The sequence below is a fragment of the Roseixanthobacter glucoisosaccharinicivorans genome (assembly GCF_043195095.2).
In the GTDB taxonomy this organism is placed as follows: Bacteria; Pseudomonadota; Alphaproteobacteria; order Rhizobiales; family Xanthobacteraceae; genus NCEH01.
The window spans coordinates 660,600-677,029 of record NZ_CM195538.1; the positions used below are offsets into that span (position 1 = coordinate 660,600).

The following is a 16,430-nucleotide window of genomic DNA, read 5'->3' on the forward strand; positions in this document are numbered from 1 at the left end:
TCTTGTGTCTTTTCGAATGCTGCTCCCGCGATACGATGCTTGCAAGTGCCCCAGAGCGCGGCGCTCGCCGCCCCCGGCGATATTCGAAGGAAGCTATAGAATGGAAGGCATTTCGGGAGCCTCCGGCAGTCGGACAGCGGTGGTTGCTGCAGCGCACGTGGCGGCGCCGCCCTTCGATCTGCGCGGTGGGGTCGCAAAGGCGGTCGAGGTGATCGCCGAAGCGGCGCGGGCCGGCGCACGGCTGGTGGTGTTTCCGGAATCCTTCATTCCCGGGTTCCCCATCTGGGCCGGCCTCTATCGTCCCATCGACGCCCACCGCTTCTTCCGCCGCTTCGCGGAAAACGCGCTGCTTTCCGATCGCGCCGCCCTCGGCGAGATCGCCGCGGCCGCGGCGCGCCACCGCATCTTCGTCAGCCTCGGCTTCTGTGAAGTCTCGCCCACCAGCCCCGGCTGTATGTGGAATTCACAGGCGCTGATATCCGACACGGGTGAGGTGGTGAACCTGCACAGGAAGCTGGTTCCCACCTTCTATGAGCAATTGTCGTGGAACCGGGGCGATGCCGCAGGCCTGCGGGTGGTGCAGACTTCGCTTGCCCGCATCGGCGGGCTCATTTGCGGCGAGAATAACAACCCGCTCGCCCGTTATGTGCTCATGAGCGAGGGCGAGGAGATCCACTGCTCCTGCTATCCAGCCATCTGGCCGTTCCGCAATCCCTTGGCCGGCGCGCCGTATAACCTGAAGGACGCCATTCGCTTCCGCACCGCCGCCCACGCTTTCGAGGCCAAGGTCTATTGCGTGGTCGCCGCCGGGGTGCTCGACGAGGCCACCATCGCCGCCACCAGCGAGGGCGACGAGGAGGTAGAGCAGATGATGCGGGCCTGCCCGCGTGCTTCTTCCATGATCGTCGGTCCCACCGGCGAGCTTCTCGCAGATCGGCCGCCCGAAGGGGAGGGCCTCGTGCTGGCCGAGATTGATCTTTCCATGTTGGTCGAGCTGAAGCAGCATCACGACATGGCCGGCTACTACAACCGGCACGAGCTGTTCTCCCTGCGCGTGCGCCGTGAGCGTCCCCGTCTGCTGGAGAGCATCAGCGAGGAGTCCTCTGGCTTCGATGGTGACATGGATCTGCCGGCGGCCTTCGGCGCCGCGGCGGAATAAGGGGAAGCCATGGCTGCCTCGACCTCCCTTCGCCGCATTTGGCTCAGTGCGCCGGCCATCGGCGGCGCGGCTGTGCTCGCGTTTCTTGCCGCTTGGTGGGTATCGGCAAGCACGTTCGACCCCATGCGCATCCCGCAGCCGGGCGACGTATGGGATGCCGCCGTGCAGCTCGCCACCACCGGCTATGCGGGCGGCACGCTTGTCGAGCACACCGTGCATTCGGTGATGCTCGCGTTCATGGGCTTTGCGGTGGCCGCCGGCACCGCGCTGCCCGTTGGCCTCGCCATGGGCATGAGCCGTAGCGCGGAGGCCGTGTTCGGCCCCATCGTTGCCTTCATCCGGCCGATCCCCCCGCTGGCCTGGATTCCTCTCGCCATCATTTGGTTCGGGCTCGGTGATGGGGCGAAGATTTTCGTCATCTGGTTCACCGCCTTCGTGCCGACGCTCATCAACACCTTCACCGGAGTGCGCAACGTCGATCCAACCATTATCGCCGCCGCGCGTGTGCATGGCGCCAGCCCGCGCCATCTGCTCCTGGACGTGATCCTTCCGGGCGCCGCGCCACTCATCTTCTCGGGCCTGCGCGTGTCGCTCCAGGCCTCCTGGATGGCGTTGGTGGCGGCGGAGCTGATCGGCGCCTTCTTCGGTCTCGGCCGGGTGCTGATGACTGCGGCGCAGGACATCTTCCCGGGCATGATCGTGGTCGCCATGGCGGCGGTGGCGGTTTGCGGCGCGAGCATGACCTGGCTCCTCGGGCTCGTCGAGCAACGCATAATGCCCTGGCTAAAGGTGACGCCATGACCATGGAAGTCCTCACCAAGCCCGAAGCGCGCTCGGCGCGGAGGCGGGCGTCGCGCCGAGGAATGGGCGCGGGTATCCGCCTCACCCTGCTCTCGGCCGCCAGTATCACGGTGGCGCTCGGCCTTTGGTTCGGCCTCGCCGGATCTGGCCTCCTGCCCAAGATGGTGCTCCCCTCGCCATGGGACGTGGCGCAGGCGCTGGTCAAGAATATGGGGGTGCCGTTCGCGGGAGCGACGCTCCAGCAACATCTCCTGGCGAGCCTCGGGCGGTTCTTTTCCGGCTTCGCGCTCGCCGTGGCGCTGGGCGTGCCGGTGGGTCTTCTGATGGGCTGGTTCGCGCCGTTCCGCTACGCCGTCACGCCGTTTTTCGAGACGTTCCGTTTCATTGCCCCGCTCGCCTGGGTGCCGTTCGCGGCCCTGTGGTTTGGCACCGGCGTCGGCGGGCCGATCCTGATCGTCTTCTCCGGCGCCTTCGCGGCCTGTGTCATCAACACCTTCCGCGGCGCGCGCATGACCGACGCGCGCCTCATCGAGGCCTGCCGGACCATGGGCGCGGGCAACTGGCGGCTGATCGTCGACGTGCTTCTGCCCTCGGCGATGCCCTCCATCATGGCGGGTATACGCGTGGCGGCGGCGCTGGGCTGGCAGTCACTGATCGGCGCCGAGTTGATCGTCGCCTCCTCGGGGGTGGGCTACCTGATCGTGCAGGGGCAGGGGTCGGTGGACACGCCCATCGTCATGGCCGGCATGGTCACGATCGGCTTCATCGGCCTCGTCATCGACCTCGGTCTACGGCAGATCGACGCCCATATCGGGCGCAACTGGAGGGCGGGCGCATGAGCGGCATCGCATTCACCGACGTCACCCGGTCGTTCGAGCGCAAGGGGGGCGCTTACCAGGCGCTGGAGCCTGTCACCCTGCACGTGCCCGACGGCGAGTTCGTTGCCATCGTGGGTCCGTCGGGATGCGGCAAGACCACGCTGCTGCGTCTTGCAGCCGGCCTCGATCATCCAACCTCCGGCAGTGTCACGGTGGGCGGGAGGACGGTGGCTGGGCCCGGACCAGACCGGGCGGTCGTGTTCCAGCAGTTCGCCCTGCTGCCGTGGAAGACGGTGCGCCAGAATATCGGCTTCGGGCTGAAGTGCCGGGGTATGAGCGCGGCGGAGGCGCGGCCGCTGGTGGAGCGCTATCTCGCCACCATGCGGCTGGAAGGCCACGGCGACAGCTATCCGCATCAGCTCTCCGGCGGCATGCAGCAGCGGGTCGCCATCGCCCGCTCCTTCATCCTGGAGCCAGAGGTGCTGCTCATGGATGAGCCCTTCGGCGCCCTCGACGCCCAGACCCGTATCGAGATGCAGGAGGAGCTGATCCGCCTCACCGCCGGCCAGCGCCGCACCGTGCTGTTCATCACCCACTCGGTGGAAGAGGCGACCTACCTCGCTGACCGGGTCGTGGTCATGGCGGGTCGTCCCGGCTCGATCCGCGAGATCGTCGATGTTGGCTCGCTGCGCAACGCCGAGCGCTGGGCGGAGCGCCCGGTGGAGGAGGTGATGGAGCTGGAATCCTTTACCCGCATCCGCACCCGCCTGTGGCGCCTGCTGCGCTCGGCGGGCACCCATCAGGAGGAGGCGGCGACGCGCCGCCTCTCCATGGCGTCCTGAGACGACGACGAAACAATCACAAAAAACAAGACCTTCCAGAACATCGGGAACAGGAGTTCAAATCATGGTCAGTCGCCGCGCGGTCCTCGCACGCACGCTTTTCGCAGCCGGTCTGGCGTTCGCCGCGCCGGCACTCACTGCCCCTGCGTTCGCCGAGGAGGTGAAGATCTCCTACCAGCCGGCGCTCTATTGGTCGCTGCCCTTCTACATTGCCACCGAGAAGAACTGGTGGAAGGAAGTGGGCCTGGAACCGAGCTTCTCCACCTTTCCCGCCGGTCCGCAGCAGATCGCGGCGGCGCCCTCCAAGTCGTGGGACATTGGCGGCACCGGCTCGCCGCCGGCCGTGCTCGGCGCGGTGCGCTTCAACCTCGTAACCATCGCACTGGCGGACGATCAGTCCGACACCGCCTGGGTTGCCGCGCGCACCAAGGACGCGGACGCGATCCTGAAGGATCCCTCGATCTTGAAGGGCAAGGAGATCCTTCTCACCACCAATTCCACCGGCCATTATGCGGCGGTGGCCTGCCTCAAGAAGATGGGCCTCGGCCCCAACGACGTGCGAGTGGTCAATCTCGGCCCGGCGCAGACCATCGCCGCTTATGCCTCCGGCAACGGCGCCCTCGCGGCCGCCTGGCCACCTTTCAGCTATACGCTTCTGGAGAAGGCGGATGCCAAGCCCATCTGCACGGGGCGCGAGGGTGGCGCCGCGGTGACCGCCGCAGTTGTGGTGCGCGCTGACTATGCCGCCGAGCATCCGGAAACCGTGGCGAAGGTATTGGCCGTCTACCTGCGCTCCATCGCCTGGCAGAAGAAGCACCGCGCCGAGACCATGGCCTACATGAAGGTCTTCTATCCGGAAGGCGGCACGACACTGTCCGACCATTTTATCGAGGTCGACTACGACAAGCGGCCCATCTACACCCTCGACGAGCAGCTCAAGCTGTTTGACCGCTCCAAGGGTCCATCAGTGATGGATGTCTGGCACACGGACCTTGCCGAGTATCTGAAGTCCACCGGCACGCTGTCCAAGACTCCGGACGCCAAGGACTACATCACTGATAAATTCCTGAAGATGATTGCGGACGACCCGAAGTTGAGCGCCTTCGCCATGGACAAGAGCTGAACGGTCTGAGCACCCATGAGCGAGCAGTCCACGCGCCTCTATCCCATGAGCCGGCCGGCGGGGCATGCCCCGCCGATCCCGCGCTATTCCTCGCGCTTCGATCATGCCCCGGATCGCCTCGCGGTGCTGTTCGTGGGCATGGCCGCGGAGGCGGGGGATCGCGCAGCGCGCGCGCTCTCGGACTTCCTCGCAGCCGCGTCTCATGCGCCCGACGCGCCGTCCTACTTCGATCGCGCCACCTTCACCGATCTTGAGGGGCGGCCGAACCACATGGCGGCGCTCTATTGGCCAGACCGCGCCGCCTGCACGCGCTGGGGAGAGGCGCCCGAGATCGCCGCCTGGCGTGCGGGAGATCGTGCCCTCGCCGAGGATTTCGGCCAGTGGTGGGAGCCGGTGAGCATCGTGCCCGAGCGCGCGGAGACCATCGCCTTCGCCGAGTATCGCCGCGGTCTATCCGCATGCCCCTTCTCGCGCCTGGAGCAGATGGGGGAGACCGGTTACTGGGGTGCGGCGCGAGACCGCATCCCCGCCTCGGCTTGGGACCTTCTGGAGGGCGAGACGCCGCGCCTTGCGCCACTCGAAATGCTGCCGGAGGCGCAGGGCAAGCGCCTTGCCATCCGTCCTCCGGCGGGCCTCACAGTCATCCGCTCGGGGGTCTCATGGTCCGCCTGCGGCGCCGAGCAGCGGGAGAGTTACGAGCGCAACGTCAGGCCCAAACTCGATGCGGGTATGGACTATCTGCGCCGCAATCCCGTGGAGGCGGGCTGCTGCGCATTGCGGCAGGTGGTGTTGGCGGACGCGGAGGGCATGGAGCTCAAGGAGGCCTATTCCCTGGGCCACTTTCTTTCTCTCGGGCATCTGGAAGCGTGGGCAAAGCACCACCCGACCCATCTCGCCATTTATCACCGGGCACTTGCTGAGCGCCGAAAATACCAGGAGGCGCTGGAGCTGCGCACGTACAACGAGATCTACGTTCTGGACCAAGCCGCCCCCGATTTCGAATACGTCAACTGCGCGCCCTCGACCGGTCTTCTTCCCTATTTTCCCGCGCGCGTGCTGGGCGCGCCGGCCCGCGCTCCTTGAGGAAGGATACCGGCTGATCCGCGGTCTCGCCCGCCGAGTCAGATCGAAGCTATTGGCGGGATGCTTCGAATGCCGAATGGCGGGATTGCGGCATGGCCCAGCGTCGGCAGCACGGTGCAAAGTGCGGGATCTTCCGGCGCAGACTCTTGTCATATCCGCGCATGCCCATAGCGATAGCGTGGTATCCGCTGCCGCGACAGCCTTCATAAGGCGCCGCCACCGCAGAGCCGAAGAAAAGTCAGTCGAAATCCACCAACAGCATGGCGGACGTCTTGGGGGAATGAATGACTTTATTTTCCCCCTTCATTGCCGAATGAGCGTCAGCCTTTCGATCAAGGGCTGGGTGACAGCAACGAATATGGCCGGATCACCATAGGCCCTTGCCGATAGCATGGCGCCATGCACGGTCGCGATGACCGTTTCCGCCTCGGCTCGAGCGGAGCCAGAAAGCGTCAAAGTCCCCCGCGTCGCGCCTGTCTCCATCACGGATGTCAGCCAAGCGGACAGGATGCGAAAATAACCCCTGACCTCCAGAACGACCACAGGCGGCAGCACCGGAATTTCGCCGGCAAGCAGCGCGCAGACGCAGAAAGGTCTTGTCCCGTCGCTGATGCACGCCGCCCAGTATTCCGCGTAGGCACGAAGCTGATCGGCCGGCTCCTGAACCGCGAGCTGCGCAAGTGCAGCCTCGGTCTCCTCGCGATAACGCGACACAAGTGTCTGGACCAGATCCACCTTGCTTGGAAAATGATGGTGAATGCTCGCCTTCCGAATGCCGACCACTTCGGAAATATCGGCATAGCTGAAACCGTTGTAGCCGCCCGCAACGATCAGCGAGCGCGCGCACCGAAGAATTTCGTCGGCGGTATTTGTCAGATTGGCCATGTCTGCAACCTGCCTTCTAGTAGGCAGTACGTCAAGCCGATGCTCACGCACTCAGCGTGTGAGGTCGTCGGCAAGCAGCGGAACAGTTTTCGTACCTCGTCGAGTCCGGCATCTGTCCATGAAGTCAGAATGCGATGGGCGAGTCGCTGACGGGCTCGTCTGAACCACTGTTAAATCCCTGGTTTCTTCCCATGGATGTCTTGCTCTCGCGAACCCTCGGCTTCCGGCCGACGGTGCGAGCGATCTATCAAGCCGCCCGGGAACATCCGATGTGGCGCCGACGACGTGGCGGCTCTGGTCGACATGTCAGAAGAGCGAGACATGCGACCCTTCCTCTCCGCTACGCAGAAACGCGCTTTGACAAGATGTCTACCTTCTAGTAGGTTGATTGAAAGGAGAGACATGCCGATGACCAGCGTTTCGACCGATCAGCCCACCGCTTCCGCCACTTCAAGTTGGCTGAAACGTTACTATTACGCCCGTTTCGCATTCTCGGCCGCCTGGGTCGCGATCGCCGTCATATTTGCGAAGAGTGCTCCCGCTCTGGCGGCCGTCATGCTGATCGCCTACCCCGCCTGGGACGCGGTCGCCAATATTGTCGACGCCCGGCGCAGTGGTGGGTTGAGCCGGAATAAGTCTCAACTGTTCAATTTCATCATCAGCATTCTAACCGCGGGCGCCGTAGCCGTTGCCCTCCGTGGCAGCATGAACGGCGTGCTTACGGTCTTCGGCGTCTGGGCGTGCCTCGCCGGGCTTTTTCAGCTCGTCACGGCCATTCGCCGCTGGAAAGACTACGGCGCGCAATGGGCGATGGTCTTGAGTGGTGCCCAGTCGATTCTGGCTGGGGTGTTCATGCTCAAGATGGCCCAGGGGGCTGAGCCGGTGGGCATTGCCAACATCGCGCCCTATGCCGCGTTCGGAGCGTTCTACTTCCTCGTTTCGGCGATCTGGCTCACCGTTAGCGAAGCGCGAAAGGCCTCGCTACGTGCCGCAGGCTGACGGCACCAAAAAACTCACCGGCACGCCGCAAGACCCAATCTTAGGCTCGAAGAACCCTGTCGATGAACGGCATCGGCTCCGCGCCGGCGGCGAGATCGTCTTCCCGATCGAGGGGCTCGATGATCTGCGCGTGAGGCCGCCGTAAGGAGCAAGCGTGAGCGACCAAGCCACGATTGAGCGCATCTATATCGTCAATGGCGGCATCGCCCAGGTGGAGACGCCGCGATCCATTCTCCCGGCTTCCGCCTCGGCGAGCGATGGCGCTAAGCTGTAACGCCGACCTGCCAAAGCATAGAGACGGCCCCGAAGGGCGTCTTGTCGAAGTGCTCGGGCGTCGCCGCGGCGGCCATGGTCTTTTCGACGAAGGCCGCATTCGCAAAAATCACATCGATCTTGCCCTTTTTCGCGGCGCTCTCATGGAGACAGTCGAGGTCGTCGAGATTGGAGATGTCGGTCTTACGCCGGTGACCTTCTTGCCGATCTTCGCGACAGCGTTGTCGAACTCGCCCTGGCGCCGGCTGGCGATGAACGCTAGACGCCCTGCTCAACGAACCGCTGGGCGGTCGCGAGGCCGCTGCCGCTGCTGCCCACCGTCGACTGGCCGTCATCTACACGCGCCGACTCCGCGGGGACCGTAGCGGCGGCAATACTCTCAGAATCGAGAAGTGGACGATCCCTTGTGACTCAGGCCGCCTTCCTCTCGGCGCCGAAGACGAACATGAGGATTACGCAAGGGGCGTCCGAGCGGTTGTGGAATTCGTGAAAGGCGCCGTTCTGCACGAAGAAGTCGCCCTCTTTGGCTGTGGTCGCGTGCACTTGGCCGTCCTCTCCCGGATAGGCGATATCCACTTCGCCCTTGAGCACCACCGCGAGATCGATGGTGTCGGTCCGGTGCATCGCTCCGCCATGCTCGCTGGGGGTCATACCCCCGCCGGTGCCGAAATCAATCTTGGCCATCAAGATCCCGAGATCCGTCGCGCCCGCCTTCTCCGGGGGAACGACTTGGAGATCGACGCGGACTGAGCCCTTTGGCCCAAAAATCCCAAGCCGCTTGTATTCCCCGAGAACGTGTTCAGGCGTGAGAGGAAGCTGAGGAATCTCGTCGAACCCCCAAATATTCGTGACCCTATCGGCGGTTTCGGTGTCGAGAAGATCGTCCACTTGCATGACGACGCCAGCCTTGCCTTCGGCGCTCACAATTCGTCGCATCTTCATTTTACCCGCCCCCTCAGAGTTGCGACCAGCCGCCGTCGACCGGAATCTCAAGGCCCGTGGTGAAGGTCGCGTCGAAGGCGAGGAAGAGGACGGCCTTCGCGATCTCCTCCGAGGTCCCGAAGCGCTTCATCGGGATCATATCGCTGAACTTCTCCCGGACCTGGGCGGCCATGTTCTTATCAGGAAACACCTTGTCGAGGATTGGCGTGGCGATGGGCCCGGGCGACACGGCGTTGACGCGGATGTCCTGGGGAAGCAGCTCGGTCGCGAGCGTCCGAGCCAAGGAGCGCAGCGCGGCCTTGGCAGCGCCATAGGTGGCTTGCCCAGGCAGTCCCTTGACGTTGGCGACCGAGGTCGTGAGGACGACGGAGCCGCCCCGGTTGATGAGATGCGCGAATTTCTGGACCGCGAAGAACGGCCCTTTGGCGTTGAGATTGAACATCTCGTCGTAGATGGCCTCGGTGACGTTCGCGAGCGGCGCTGGGGTACTGAACCCCGCGTTGACGAAAAGCAGGTCGATGGTCTGGAACTCGGCCTTCACCTGAGCGGCGAGGGCGTCAATATCGGTCAATGATCGCGCGTCGCTCGAAACCACGAGGGCGTCAGTCCCAAGCTCCTGCTTCGCCGAGTCCAGTCCGGCTTGCGAGCGGCCTGTCACCAGAACGCGCGCGCCTCCATCGAGGAGCTTCTTCGCCGTCGCGAGACCCATTCCGCTGGTGCCGCCGAGGATCACCACCTTTTTATCTTGATACCATGCCATTCACATTCTCCTCGGACGCCATTGCGCCTGCGTATTTTTGGACAATTTAGGATGATATTTCTGCGCCGTGGCGGCGGTCAGGTGTTAGGACACCGCCCTCAAAGATGCCGGGTGAGACAGGTCGACGCCGGAGACCTTAACGACGGCCTGCCACGCGGCTTCCTGGCTGGCGCGGTCGTGGAGGTGTGGCTCGCGCTGCAGTTCCATTGGGCCTGAGAACTTCCCCTTGGCCGAGGCGAAGAATTGCCCTGAGACGTTGGTTCCAAACTCCGACGCCTGGATGTAGCGACCGGCCGCAGTCTCCGGCGTCTGATTCATGCCGGGAATGAGGTTCACGATTGGAATCATCAGATACTTCAACAATGGGCCGGCGTTTCGTGCGACATTGGTGGCGTTCGACGCACCGGGCGAGACAGCATAGACGGCCATATCGGACGATAGCCGGCGCGCCAGCGCCTCGGCCCACCAGGCGATCATGAGCTTTGCGTCGGCATACGCAGTGTTAGGCGAGTACTTCACGTTTGGTCCGCTGCGAATGAGAGCTTCAGCAGCCGCGGTTTGGTCGTCCCCGTAGTATTTCGCCGCGAACGCCGGCAGGTCGGTATATTTGAACATAGGCACGCCCCCGCGGGCAGGCTCCGCGCTGGTGATAACAATCCGCGCGTCGGGGCTCAGGAGATCGGCATTGAGCAACCCGACAGCCCGTTCATGATGGCCGATCAGCGGGGCCTGAGAAGCTTCAACGCCCTCCGCAGTAATCACGCGCTTCTTGGTTGGGACCAATCCGGCATTGAGCAGCAGGAAATCAATCGGCCGACCGCGTTTGACCAACTCGGCGACCGCAGACTTGGCGCTGGCGGCCTTGTTCAAATCAAGCTCAAGCGGCGTGAACACCCGTTTCTTGGTCTCATTCGCAAGCTGAGCGGCGGTTTTCTTGGTCTTGTCCAGATTGCGTCCCGTTATTATGACCTCTTGCCATCCCCCGTTGGCGAGCAAGCGAGCTGCGGCATAACCAAGCCCGGACGTAGCGCCGGTGACCAGAGCGGTTGAGTGTCTCATATTGGTTCCGCCGTGAGAGAAGGCCGGATCGTCAGGCCACGAGCCAGCTTGCTATTTTTGGACTGATTACTAATATATTCGGGCGGGACACGTGGTCAAGGATTTTTGGACCAGATGCTAAAGAATTCGAGCAGGGGTCGCGGGCGCCCCCGAACCTTCGACGAGAGCGAGGCACTGGACAAAGCCACGCAGATCTTCTGGTCGAAAAGCTACGACGGTGTAGCGATCGACGATCTCATCGCGGGCATGGGTGTGGGGCGGCAAAGCCTGTATTCCGTCTTCGGAGACAAGCGAACGCTCTTCCTGCGTGTCCTTCGGGCGTATGCTGAGCGGAAGGGTGCAGGCGCAGCGAAGGCGCTCTTCTCGCCACCGGCTCTTCGCGACGCGATCGCCGGCTTCCTGAGGCACGCCGTGGAAGTTGCGACCGAAGAAGGGTCGGTCCGGGGATGCCTGATGGTGTGCGTCGCGCCGCTCGTGGACGACGCTGAAGTCAGGCAGTTTCTGAAGGACGCAGCCGCTGGTGGCGTAGCGCTCGTGGAACGCCGCTTCCGCGACGGGATCAGCGCGGGAGAAATCCCATCTGACTTTCCTGTCGCCACGCGCGCGCGCCAGGTTATCGACCTTGCCCGCGGTCTAACGATGCATGCGCAGTTAGGCGCGCCACGTAAGATGCTCCTGAACGACGCCGAAGAAGCGGCCGAATTGGTGCTCTTGTCGCGGCGTGGAAATGCAACGCCTGAAGGTTGATGCTGGATGCGGTGACTTGATAAGCGCGCCGGAGCACGTCCAAGCCGCACCCAGATTTCGACCAGCTGCTTACATGGGGCTTACATTTTTGATCGCCAGAATGTAAGCGACGAGAAGCGATGGGCCGCCTTGCGGCGGCCCTACCATAACGCTCTGAATTTATTGGGAGAATTTGGAGCGGGCGAAGGGATTCGAACCCTCGACCCCAACCTTGGCAAGGTTGTGCTCTACCCCTGAGCTACACCCGCATCCATCTGCCGTGGCGGTGTGGCGCCGGGCAGGTGCGTGTCTATGCCAAAACGAAATCCGGATTGCAACAGGCTTTCGCGCCCTTTCTCGCCGGGCTGGGGAAAAATCCGCCGGGCGGCAGCGGAGCGTGCCGTGCCGCGCACCCCGCCAATGGCCAGCAAACCCTTTCGCCGGCTCATTCCTTGTGGATCGAGTCGATCCATTTGACGGCGGTGGGTTTTTCCACAGGCTCGATATCGAGGTTCACCACAACGGGCTCCTGGCCCGAGCGCACCAGCACGCATTCCAGCGTTTCGTCCGGCGACGCGTTGATTTCCTGGTGCGGCACATAGGGCGGCACGTAGATGAAATCGCCGGGGCCCGCCTCGGCGGTGAATTCCAGATGGTCGCCCCAGCGCATGCGCGCCTTGCCCTTCACCACGAAGATCACGCTTTCCAGATCGCCATGGTGATGCGCCCCGGTCTTGGCGTCGGGATGGATATGCACCGTGCCGGCCCAGAGCTTCTCGGCCCCGGCGCGGGCCCGGTTGATCGCCGTGGCGCGGTTCATGCCCGGCGTCTGGGCCGTGTTGGGGTCGAGATCGTCGCCGGGGATCACCTTCACGCCGTTGGTGCGCCAGTCGATGCCGGGGGAGGGGATGGGGGCCGCGCCGGTGTCCGGGCCGTGGCTGTGGTCGCCCTGCGTGTGGGGATGATCGTGCGGTCCGCCCATATGCGTCTCCTTCGGATCTGCGACGGGCTTGCTTGCCCGCGTCTTCACAGGAGGCTAGAACGGCGGCAACTTTCCTGCATCCCTTTTCCGGAGCCGGTGGCGCATGGCGTCCTATCAATATGCCTATCACATGCATGGCCTCACCAAGGCCTATCCTGGCGGCAAGAAGGTGCTCGACAACGTGCACCTGTCTTTCTACCCGGACGCCAAGATCGGCGTGCTGGGCGCGAACGGTGCCGGTAAGTCCACCCTGCTGAAGATCATGGCCGGGATGGACAAGGACTTCACCGGCGAGGCCCGCCCGGCGGAAGGCGTGCGCGTGGGTTATCTCGCCCAGGAGCCGCAGCTCGATCCCACCAAGAGCGTGCGCGAGAACGTCATGGACGGCGTGGCGAAGCAGAAGGCGATCCTCGATCGCTATAACGAGCTCGCCATGAATTATTCCGACGAGACGGCGGACGAGATGACCCGCCTGCAGGACGAGATCGAAGGCCAGGGCCTGTGGGATCTCGACAGCAAGGTGGACCAGGCGATGGACGCCCTGCGCGTCCCCTCGGATGACGCCGACGTCGCCAAGCTCTCGGGTGGCGAGCGCCGCCGCGTCGCCCTGTGCCGCCTGTTGCTGGAACAGCCGGAACTGCTCCTGCTCGACGAACCGACCAACCATCTGGACGCGGAAACCACCGCCTGGCTCGAAGGCCATCTGCGCTCTTATCCGGGTGCGATCCTGATCGTCACCCATGACCGCTACTTCCTCGACAATGTCACCGGCTGGATCCTGGAGCTCGATCGCGGCCGCGGCATCCCCTACGAGGGCAATTATTCCTCCTGGCTCGGGCAGAAGCAGAAGCGCCTGACCCAGGAAGGCCGCGAGGACGAGGCGCGCCAGCGCGCGCTCGCCCGCGAGCAGGAATGGATGGGCACTTCGCCCCGTGCCCGCCAGGCCAAGAGCAAGGCGCGTATCCAGCGCTATGAGGAATTGCTGGAGAAGGCCTCCGAGCGCATGCCCTCGGCGACGCAGATCGTCATTCCCGTGGCCGAGCGCCTGGGGCAGAACGTCATCGCCTTCGACCATCTCAACAAGGCGTTCGGCGATCGCCTGCTGATCGACGATCTCTCCTTCAAGCTGCCGCCGGGCGGCATCGTCGGCGTCATCGGGCCCAACGGCGCGGGCAAGACCACGCTGTTCCGCATGATCACCGGCCAGGAGAAGCCCGACAGCGGCTCGATCACCATCGGTGAATCGGTGAAGCTCGGCTATGTGGACCAGAGCCGTGACGCGCTGGACGACAAGAAGACCGTCTGGGAGGAAATCTCCGGCGGCAACGAAGTCATCTATGTCGGCAAGAAGGAAATTCCTTCGCGCGCCTATTGCGCGGCCTTCAATTTCAAGGGCGGCGACCAGCAGAAGAAGGTCGGCATGCTCTCGGGCGGCGAGCGCAACCGCGTGCACCTTGCCCGCACGCTCCAGCGCGGCGGCAATGTGCTGCTGCTCGACGAACCGACCAACGATCTGGACGTGGAAACCCTGCGCGCCCTGGAAGAGGCGCTGGAAGATTATGCCGGCTGCGCCGTCATCATCTCGCATGATCGCTTCTTCCTGGATCGCATCGCCACCCACATGCTGGCCTTCGAGGGCGACAGCCATGTGGAATGGTTCGAGGGCAATTTCGCGGACTATGAGGAAGACAAGAAGCGGCGCCTCGGCATCGATTCCATCATTCCCAAGCGCATCCACTACAAGAAGTTCGGCCGCTGATCGAAAGGCGGGCGGTCCGCCGCCCGCCTTTCTGCTTTGAAACGCGGAGTGCTGCCATGGCCGAGGACTGGAACGCCCGCCAATATCTCAAGTTCGAGGACGAGCGCACCCGCCCCGCGCGGGATCTGCTGTCCCACGTGCCGCTCGCAGAGGCGCAATTCGCCGTCGATCTCGGCTGTGGGCCGGGCAATTCCACCGAGCTGGTGGCGCAACGCTTTCCCGGCGCCGATGTGCTCGGCATCGACACCTCGCCGGCCATGCTGGAGGCCGCCCGCAAGCGCCTGCCCGGCGCGCGCTTCGAGGCAGGCGATGCCTCCACCTTCACGCTCGATCGGCCGGCGGACCTGATCTTCGCCAATGCGGTGCTGCAATGGGTGCCGCACCACGCGGCGCTGTTTCCGCGCCTCTTGTCCCTGCTGGCGCCCGGCGGGGTGCTGGCGGTGCAGATGCCGGACAATCTCGACCAGCCCTCCCATGTCGCCATGCGCGAGACCGCGCAGGATGGCCCGTGGGCGGAAAAGCTGGCGGATGCGGTGGGCGCGCGCACCGAGCTGCCTTCAGCGGGCGAGTATTATAATCTCCTGATCGCAGGAGCCGCTCAGGTCGATATCTGGCGCACCACTTATTATCACCCGCTGGACGGGCACGGCGCGATCGTGGAATGGCTGAAGTCCACGGGCCTGCGTCCGTTTCTCGACCCGCTGGACGCGGCGGAGCGGATGGAATTTATCGCCGCCTATCAGGCGCGCCTCGCGGCCGCTTATCCGCTGCGGGCGGACGGCAAGGCCTTGCTTGCCTTCCCGCGCCTGTTCCTCGTCGCCCGGCGCTGACGCAAGGTCGCGCCCGCGCCGCAAACGCTCTCTAGGCTTTGCCCATCAATCCTTGAATGGAAAACGTCATGTCCGCGCCCCAGAATGAGCCGCTCACCGATTCCGTCACCTTGCCCAGCGGCGATGTCGTGATGACGCTGGACCGCTCGGTGGCGGTGGTTCTGCTGGATCTGATCTCCCGCATCACGTCCGATCCGGCGGAACAGGACGCGCGGGACGACCTGGAGCACCCGGCCGAGCTGGCTGCGCTCTATGCGGTGCGGGGCGTGCTGGAAAATGCCTTGGGCGAGCCGCTCGCGGACAATTACGAGCAGCAGATCGAGGAAGCGCGCACCGCCGTGATCACGCGCCTCGAAGCCAACGCCTAAGGGCGCCCCCCTTTATGGCTGAACGCCGCTTCAGCAGATGACCGTCATGCACGGGCTTGTCCCGTGCATCCACGCGGCTCCGCCGGGACCCGCGTTTCAAATCCAGGCGCGAACGGCCCGGCGTGATGGCCGGGACGAGCCCGGCCATCACGCGCTGTAGAGAAAGATGTTCGCGTGCAGCCGGATCGCAGCTGCCGTTCCATCCGTCCTAAAATTCACCAGCTCGGAAGCACGGCGCCCTTGAAGGTGGTGAGGATGAAGTCCTTCACCTCCGGCGAGCGATAGCTTTCCACCAGGATCTTCACGAACGGCTTGTCCTTGTCTTGCGTGCGCACGGCGATGACATTGACATAAGGCCCCTTCGGGTCTTCCCGCAGGATCGGGTCCTTCACCGGGTCGAGGCCGGCTTCCTTGGCATAATTGGTGTTGATGCCGGCCGCATCCACGTCGGGAAGCGAGCGCGGCAGCTGGGCGGCGTCGATCTCGACGATCTTGAATTTCTTCTTGTTTTCAATGATATCCGCCACGCTCGGCTTGAAGCCGACGCCGTCGCGCAGCTTGATATAGCCCTTGTCCGCGAGCAGCAGCAGCACCCGCCCGCCATTGGTGGGGTCGTTGGGAATGGCGATGGTCGCGCCCCCCGGCAGATCGTCCAGGCTCTTGAATTTCTTGGAATAAATGCCGATCGGGAAATTCACCGTCTGCCCCACCGAGACGATCTTATAGCCGCGATCGGCAACCTGATTGTCGAGATAGGGCTGGTGCTGGAACGAATTCGCCTGGATCTCGCCGGAATCGAGCGCGGTGTTCGGCACCACATAGTCGGAAAATTCGACGATCTTGATGTCCAGGCCCTGCTTGGCGGCGATGGGCTTCACCGCTTCCAGGATCTGGGCGTGGGGACCGGGGGTGACGCCCACCGAAATGGTCTCGGCGAAGGCCGGAGCGTTCGTCAGGACGAACGAGAGGGTGAGCGCGGTCGCGAGCGCGCGGAAGCGAACTTTCATTTTCGGATCTCCTT

At 64.0% G+C, this 16,430-nt stretch carries 18 protein-coding genes and 1 tRNA gene; 12 read left to right on the forward strand and 7 right to left on the reverse strand.

What is annotated here, in order from left to right; genetic code table 11:
• Window positions 1-100 precede the first annotated feature (100 nt).
• From V5F78_RS02810 to V5F78_RS02835, 6 genes are all read left to right on the forward strand, one after another.
• Window positions 101-1,159, forward strand: coding sequence for a carbon-nitrogen hydrolase family protein (locus V5F78_RS02810; RefSeq protein ID WP_394066738.1), 1,059 nt, complete (start codon window positions 101-103; stop codon window positions 1,157-1,159).
• A 9-nt stretch (window positions 1,160-1,168) separates the two neighbouring features.
• Window positions 1,169-1,960: an ABC transporter permease gene (locus V5F78_RS02815; protein WP_394066737.1), complete on the forward strand. Its 792-nt coding sequence runs from the start codon at window positions 1,169-1,171 to the stop codon at window positions 1,958-1,960.
• Window positions 1,957-2,799: an ABC transporter permease gene (locus V5F78_RS02820; protein WP_394066736.1), complete on the forward strand. Its 843-nt coding sequence runs from the start codon at window positions 1,957-1,959 to the stop codon at window positions 2,797-2,799. Before V5F78_RS02815 ends, V5F78_RS02820 begins: the two co-directional genes overlap by 4 nt.
• Window positions 2,796-3,620, forward strand: coding sequence for an ABC transporter ATP-binding protein (locus tag V5F78_RS02825; protein WP_394066735.1), 825 nt, complete (start codon window positions 2,796-2,798; stop codon window positions 3,618-3,620). Before V5F78_RS02820 ends, V5F78_RS02825 begins: the two co-directional genes overlap by 4 nt.
• A 64-nt stretch (window positions 3,621-3,684) precedes the next feature.
• Entirely contained in the window at window positions 3,685-4,743 is a 1,059-nt protein-coding gene (locus tag V5F78_RS02830) for an ABC transporter substrate-binding protein (RefSeq protein WP_394066734.1), read from the forward strand.
• Window positions 4,744-4,758: 15 nt separating this feature from the next.
• Entirely contained in the window at window positions 4,759-5,826 is a 1,068-nt protein-coding gene (locus tag V5F78_RS02835) for a phenylacetaldoxime dehydratase family protein (protein ID WP_394066733.1), read from the forward strand.
• A gap of 303 nt (window positions 5,827-6,129) precedes the next feature.
• Here V5F78_RS02835 and V5F78_RS02840 read toward each other — a convergent pair whose 3' ends face one another.
• Window positions 6,130-6,711 carry a TetR/AcrR family transcriptional regulator gene (locus tag V5F78_RS02840; protein WP_394066732.1) on the reverse strand — a complete coding sequence of 194 codons (582 nt, stop codon included), beginning with the start codon at window positions 6,709-6,711 and terminating at the stop codon, window positions 6,130-6,132.
• Window positions 6,712-7,119: 408 nt separating this feature from the next.
• Here V5F78_RS02840 and V5F78_RS02845 point away from each other — a divergent pair, with 408 nt between their 5' ends.
• Together V5F78_RS02845 and V5F78_RS02850 are read left to right on the forward strand one after the other, a co-directional pair.
• Window positions 7,120-7,710, forward strand: coding sequence for a DUF308 domain-containing protein (locus V5F78_RS02845; protein ID WP_394066898.1), 591 nt, complete (start codon window positions 7,120-7,122; stop codon window positions 7,708-7,710).
• On the forward strand, window positions 7,697-7,855 hold the full coding sequence (locus tag V5F78_RS02850; protein ID WP_394066731.1) for a hypothetical protein: 159 nt from the start codon (window positions 7,697-7,699) through the stop codon (window positions 7,853-7,855). The genes V5F78_RS02845 and V5F78_RS02850 overlap by 14 nt, the downstream gene beginning before the upstream one ends.
• A gap of 539 nt (window positions 7,856-8,394) precedes the next feature.
• On the opposite strand, the gene V5F78_RS02855 is transcribed toward V5F78_RS02850, so the two are convergent.
• The 3 genes from V5F78_RS02855 to V5F78_RS02865 form a co-directional block, all read right to left on the reverse strand.
• Window positions 8,395-8,925, reverse strand: coding sequence for a cupin domain-containing protein (locus V5F78_RS02855; protein ID WP_394066729.1), 531 nt, complete (start codon window positions 8,923-8,925; stop codon window positions 8,395-8,397).
• A 13-nt stretch (window positions 8,926-8,938) separates the two neighbouring features.
• Entirely contained in the window at window positions 8,939-9,685 is a 747-nt protein-coding gene (locus V5F78_RS02860) for an SDR family oxidoreductase (RefSeq protein ID WP_394066727.1), read from the reverse strand.
• 84 nt (window positions 9,686-9,769) lie between these two features.
• Window positions 9,770-10,744, reverse strand: coding sequence for an SDR family NAD(P)-dependent oxidoreductase (locus tag V5F78_RS02865; protein WP_394066725.1), 975 nt, complete (start codon window positions 10,742-10,744; stop codon window positions 9,770-9,772).
• 114 nt (window positions 10,745-10,858) lie between these two features.
• Between V5F78_RS02865 and V5F78_RS02870 the strand changes: the two genes are divergently transcribed.
• Entirely contained in the window at window positions 10,859-11,491 is a 633-nt protein-coding gene (locus V5F78_RS02870; RefSeq protein WP_394066723.1) for a TetR/AcrR family transcriptional regulator, read from the forward strand.
• 173 nt (window positions 11,492-11,664) lie between these two features.
• Here the strand turns inward: V5F78_RS02870 and V5F78_RS02875 are convergent.
• Window positions 11,665-11,739: transfer RNA gene (locus V5F78_RS02875), tRNA-Gly, on the reverse strand.
• Window positions 11,740-11,915: 176 nt separating this feature from the next.
• Window positions 11,916-12,452: a cupin domain-containing protein gene (locus V5F78_RS02880; protein ID WP_394066722.1), complete on the reverse strand. Its 537-nt coding sequence runs from the start codon at window positions 12,450-12,452 to the stop codon at window positions 11,916-11,918.
• Between the two features lie 103 nt (window positions 12,453-12,555).
• On the opposite strand from V5F78_RS02880, the gene ettA reads away from it, so the two are divergent.
• From ettA to V5F78_RS02895, 3 genes are all read left to right on the forward strand, one after another.
• Window positions 12,556-14,211 (forward strand): energy-dependent translational throttle protein EttA, encoded by a 1,656-nt coding sequence (ettA, locus tag V5F78_RS02885; RefSeq protein ID WP_394066721.1) that lies wholly within the window; start codon window positions 12,556-12,558, stop codon window positions 14,209-14,211.
• A gap of 56 nt (window positions 14,212-14,267) precedes the next feature.
• Window positions 14,268-15,041 carry a trans-aconitate 2-methyltransferase gene (tam, locus tag V5F78_RS02890; protein ID WP_394066720.1) on the forward strand — a complete coding sequence of 258 codons (774 nt, stop codon included), beginning with the start codon at window positions 14,268-14,270 and terminating at the stop codon, window positions 15,039-15,041.
• 68 nt (window positions 15,042-15,109) lie between these two features.
• Window positions 15,110-15,409 (forward strand): hypothetical protein, encoded by a 300-nt coding sequence (locus tag V5F78_RS02895; protein WP_394066719.1) that lies wholly within the window; start codon window positions 15,110-15,112, stop codon window positions 15,407-15,409.
• A 215-nt stretch (window positions 15,410-15,624) separates the two neighbouring features.
• Here V5F78_RS02895 and V5F78_RS02900 read toward each other — a convergent pair whose 3' ends face one another.
• On the reverse strand, window positions 15,625-16,416 hold the full coding sequence (locus V5F78_RS02900) for a MetQ/NlpA family ABC transporter substrate-binding protein (protein WP_394066718.1): 792 nt from the start codon (window positions 16,414-16,416) through the stop codon (window positions 15,625-15,627).
• Between the last annotated feature and the right edge of the window lie 14 nt (window positions 16,417-16,430).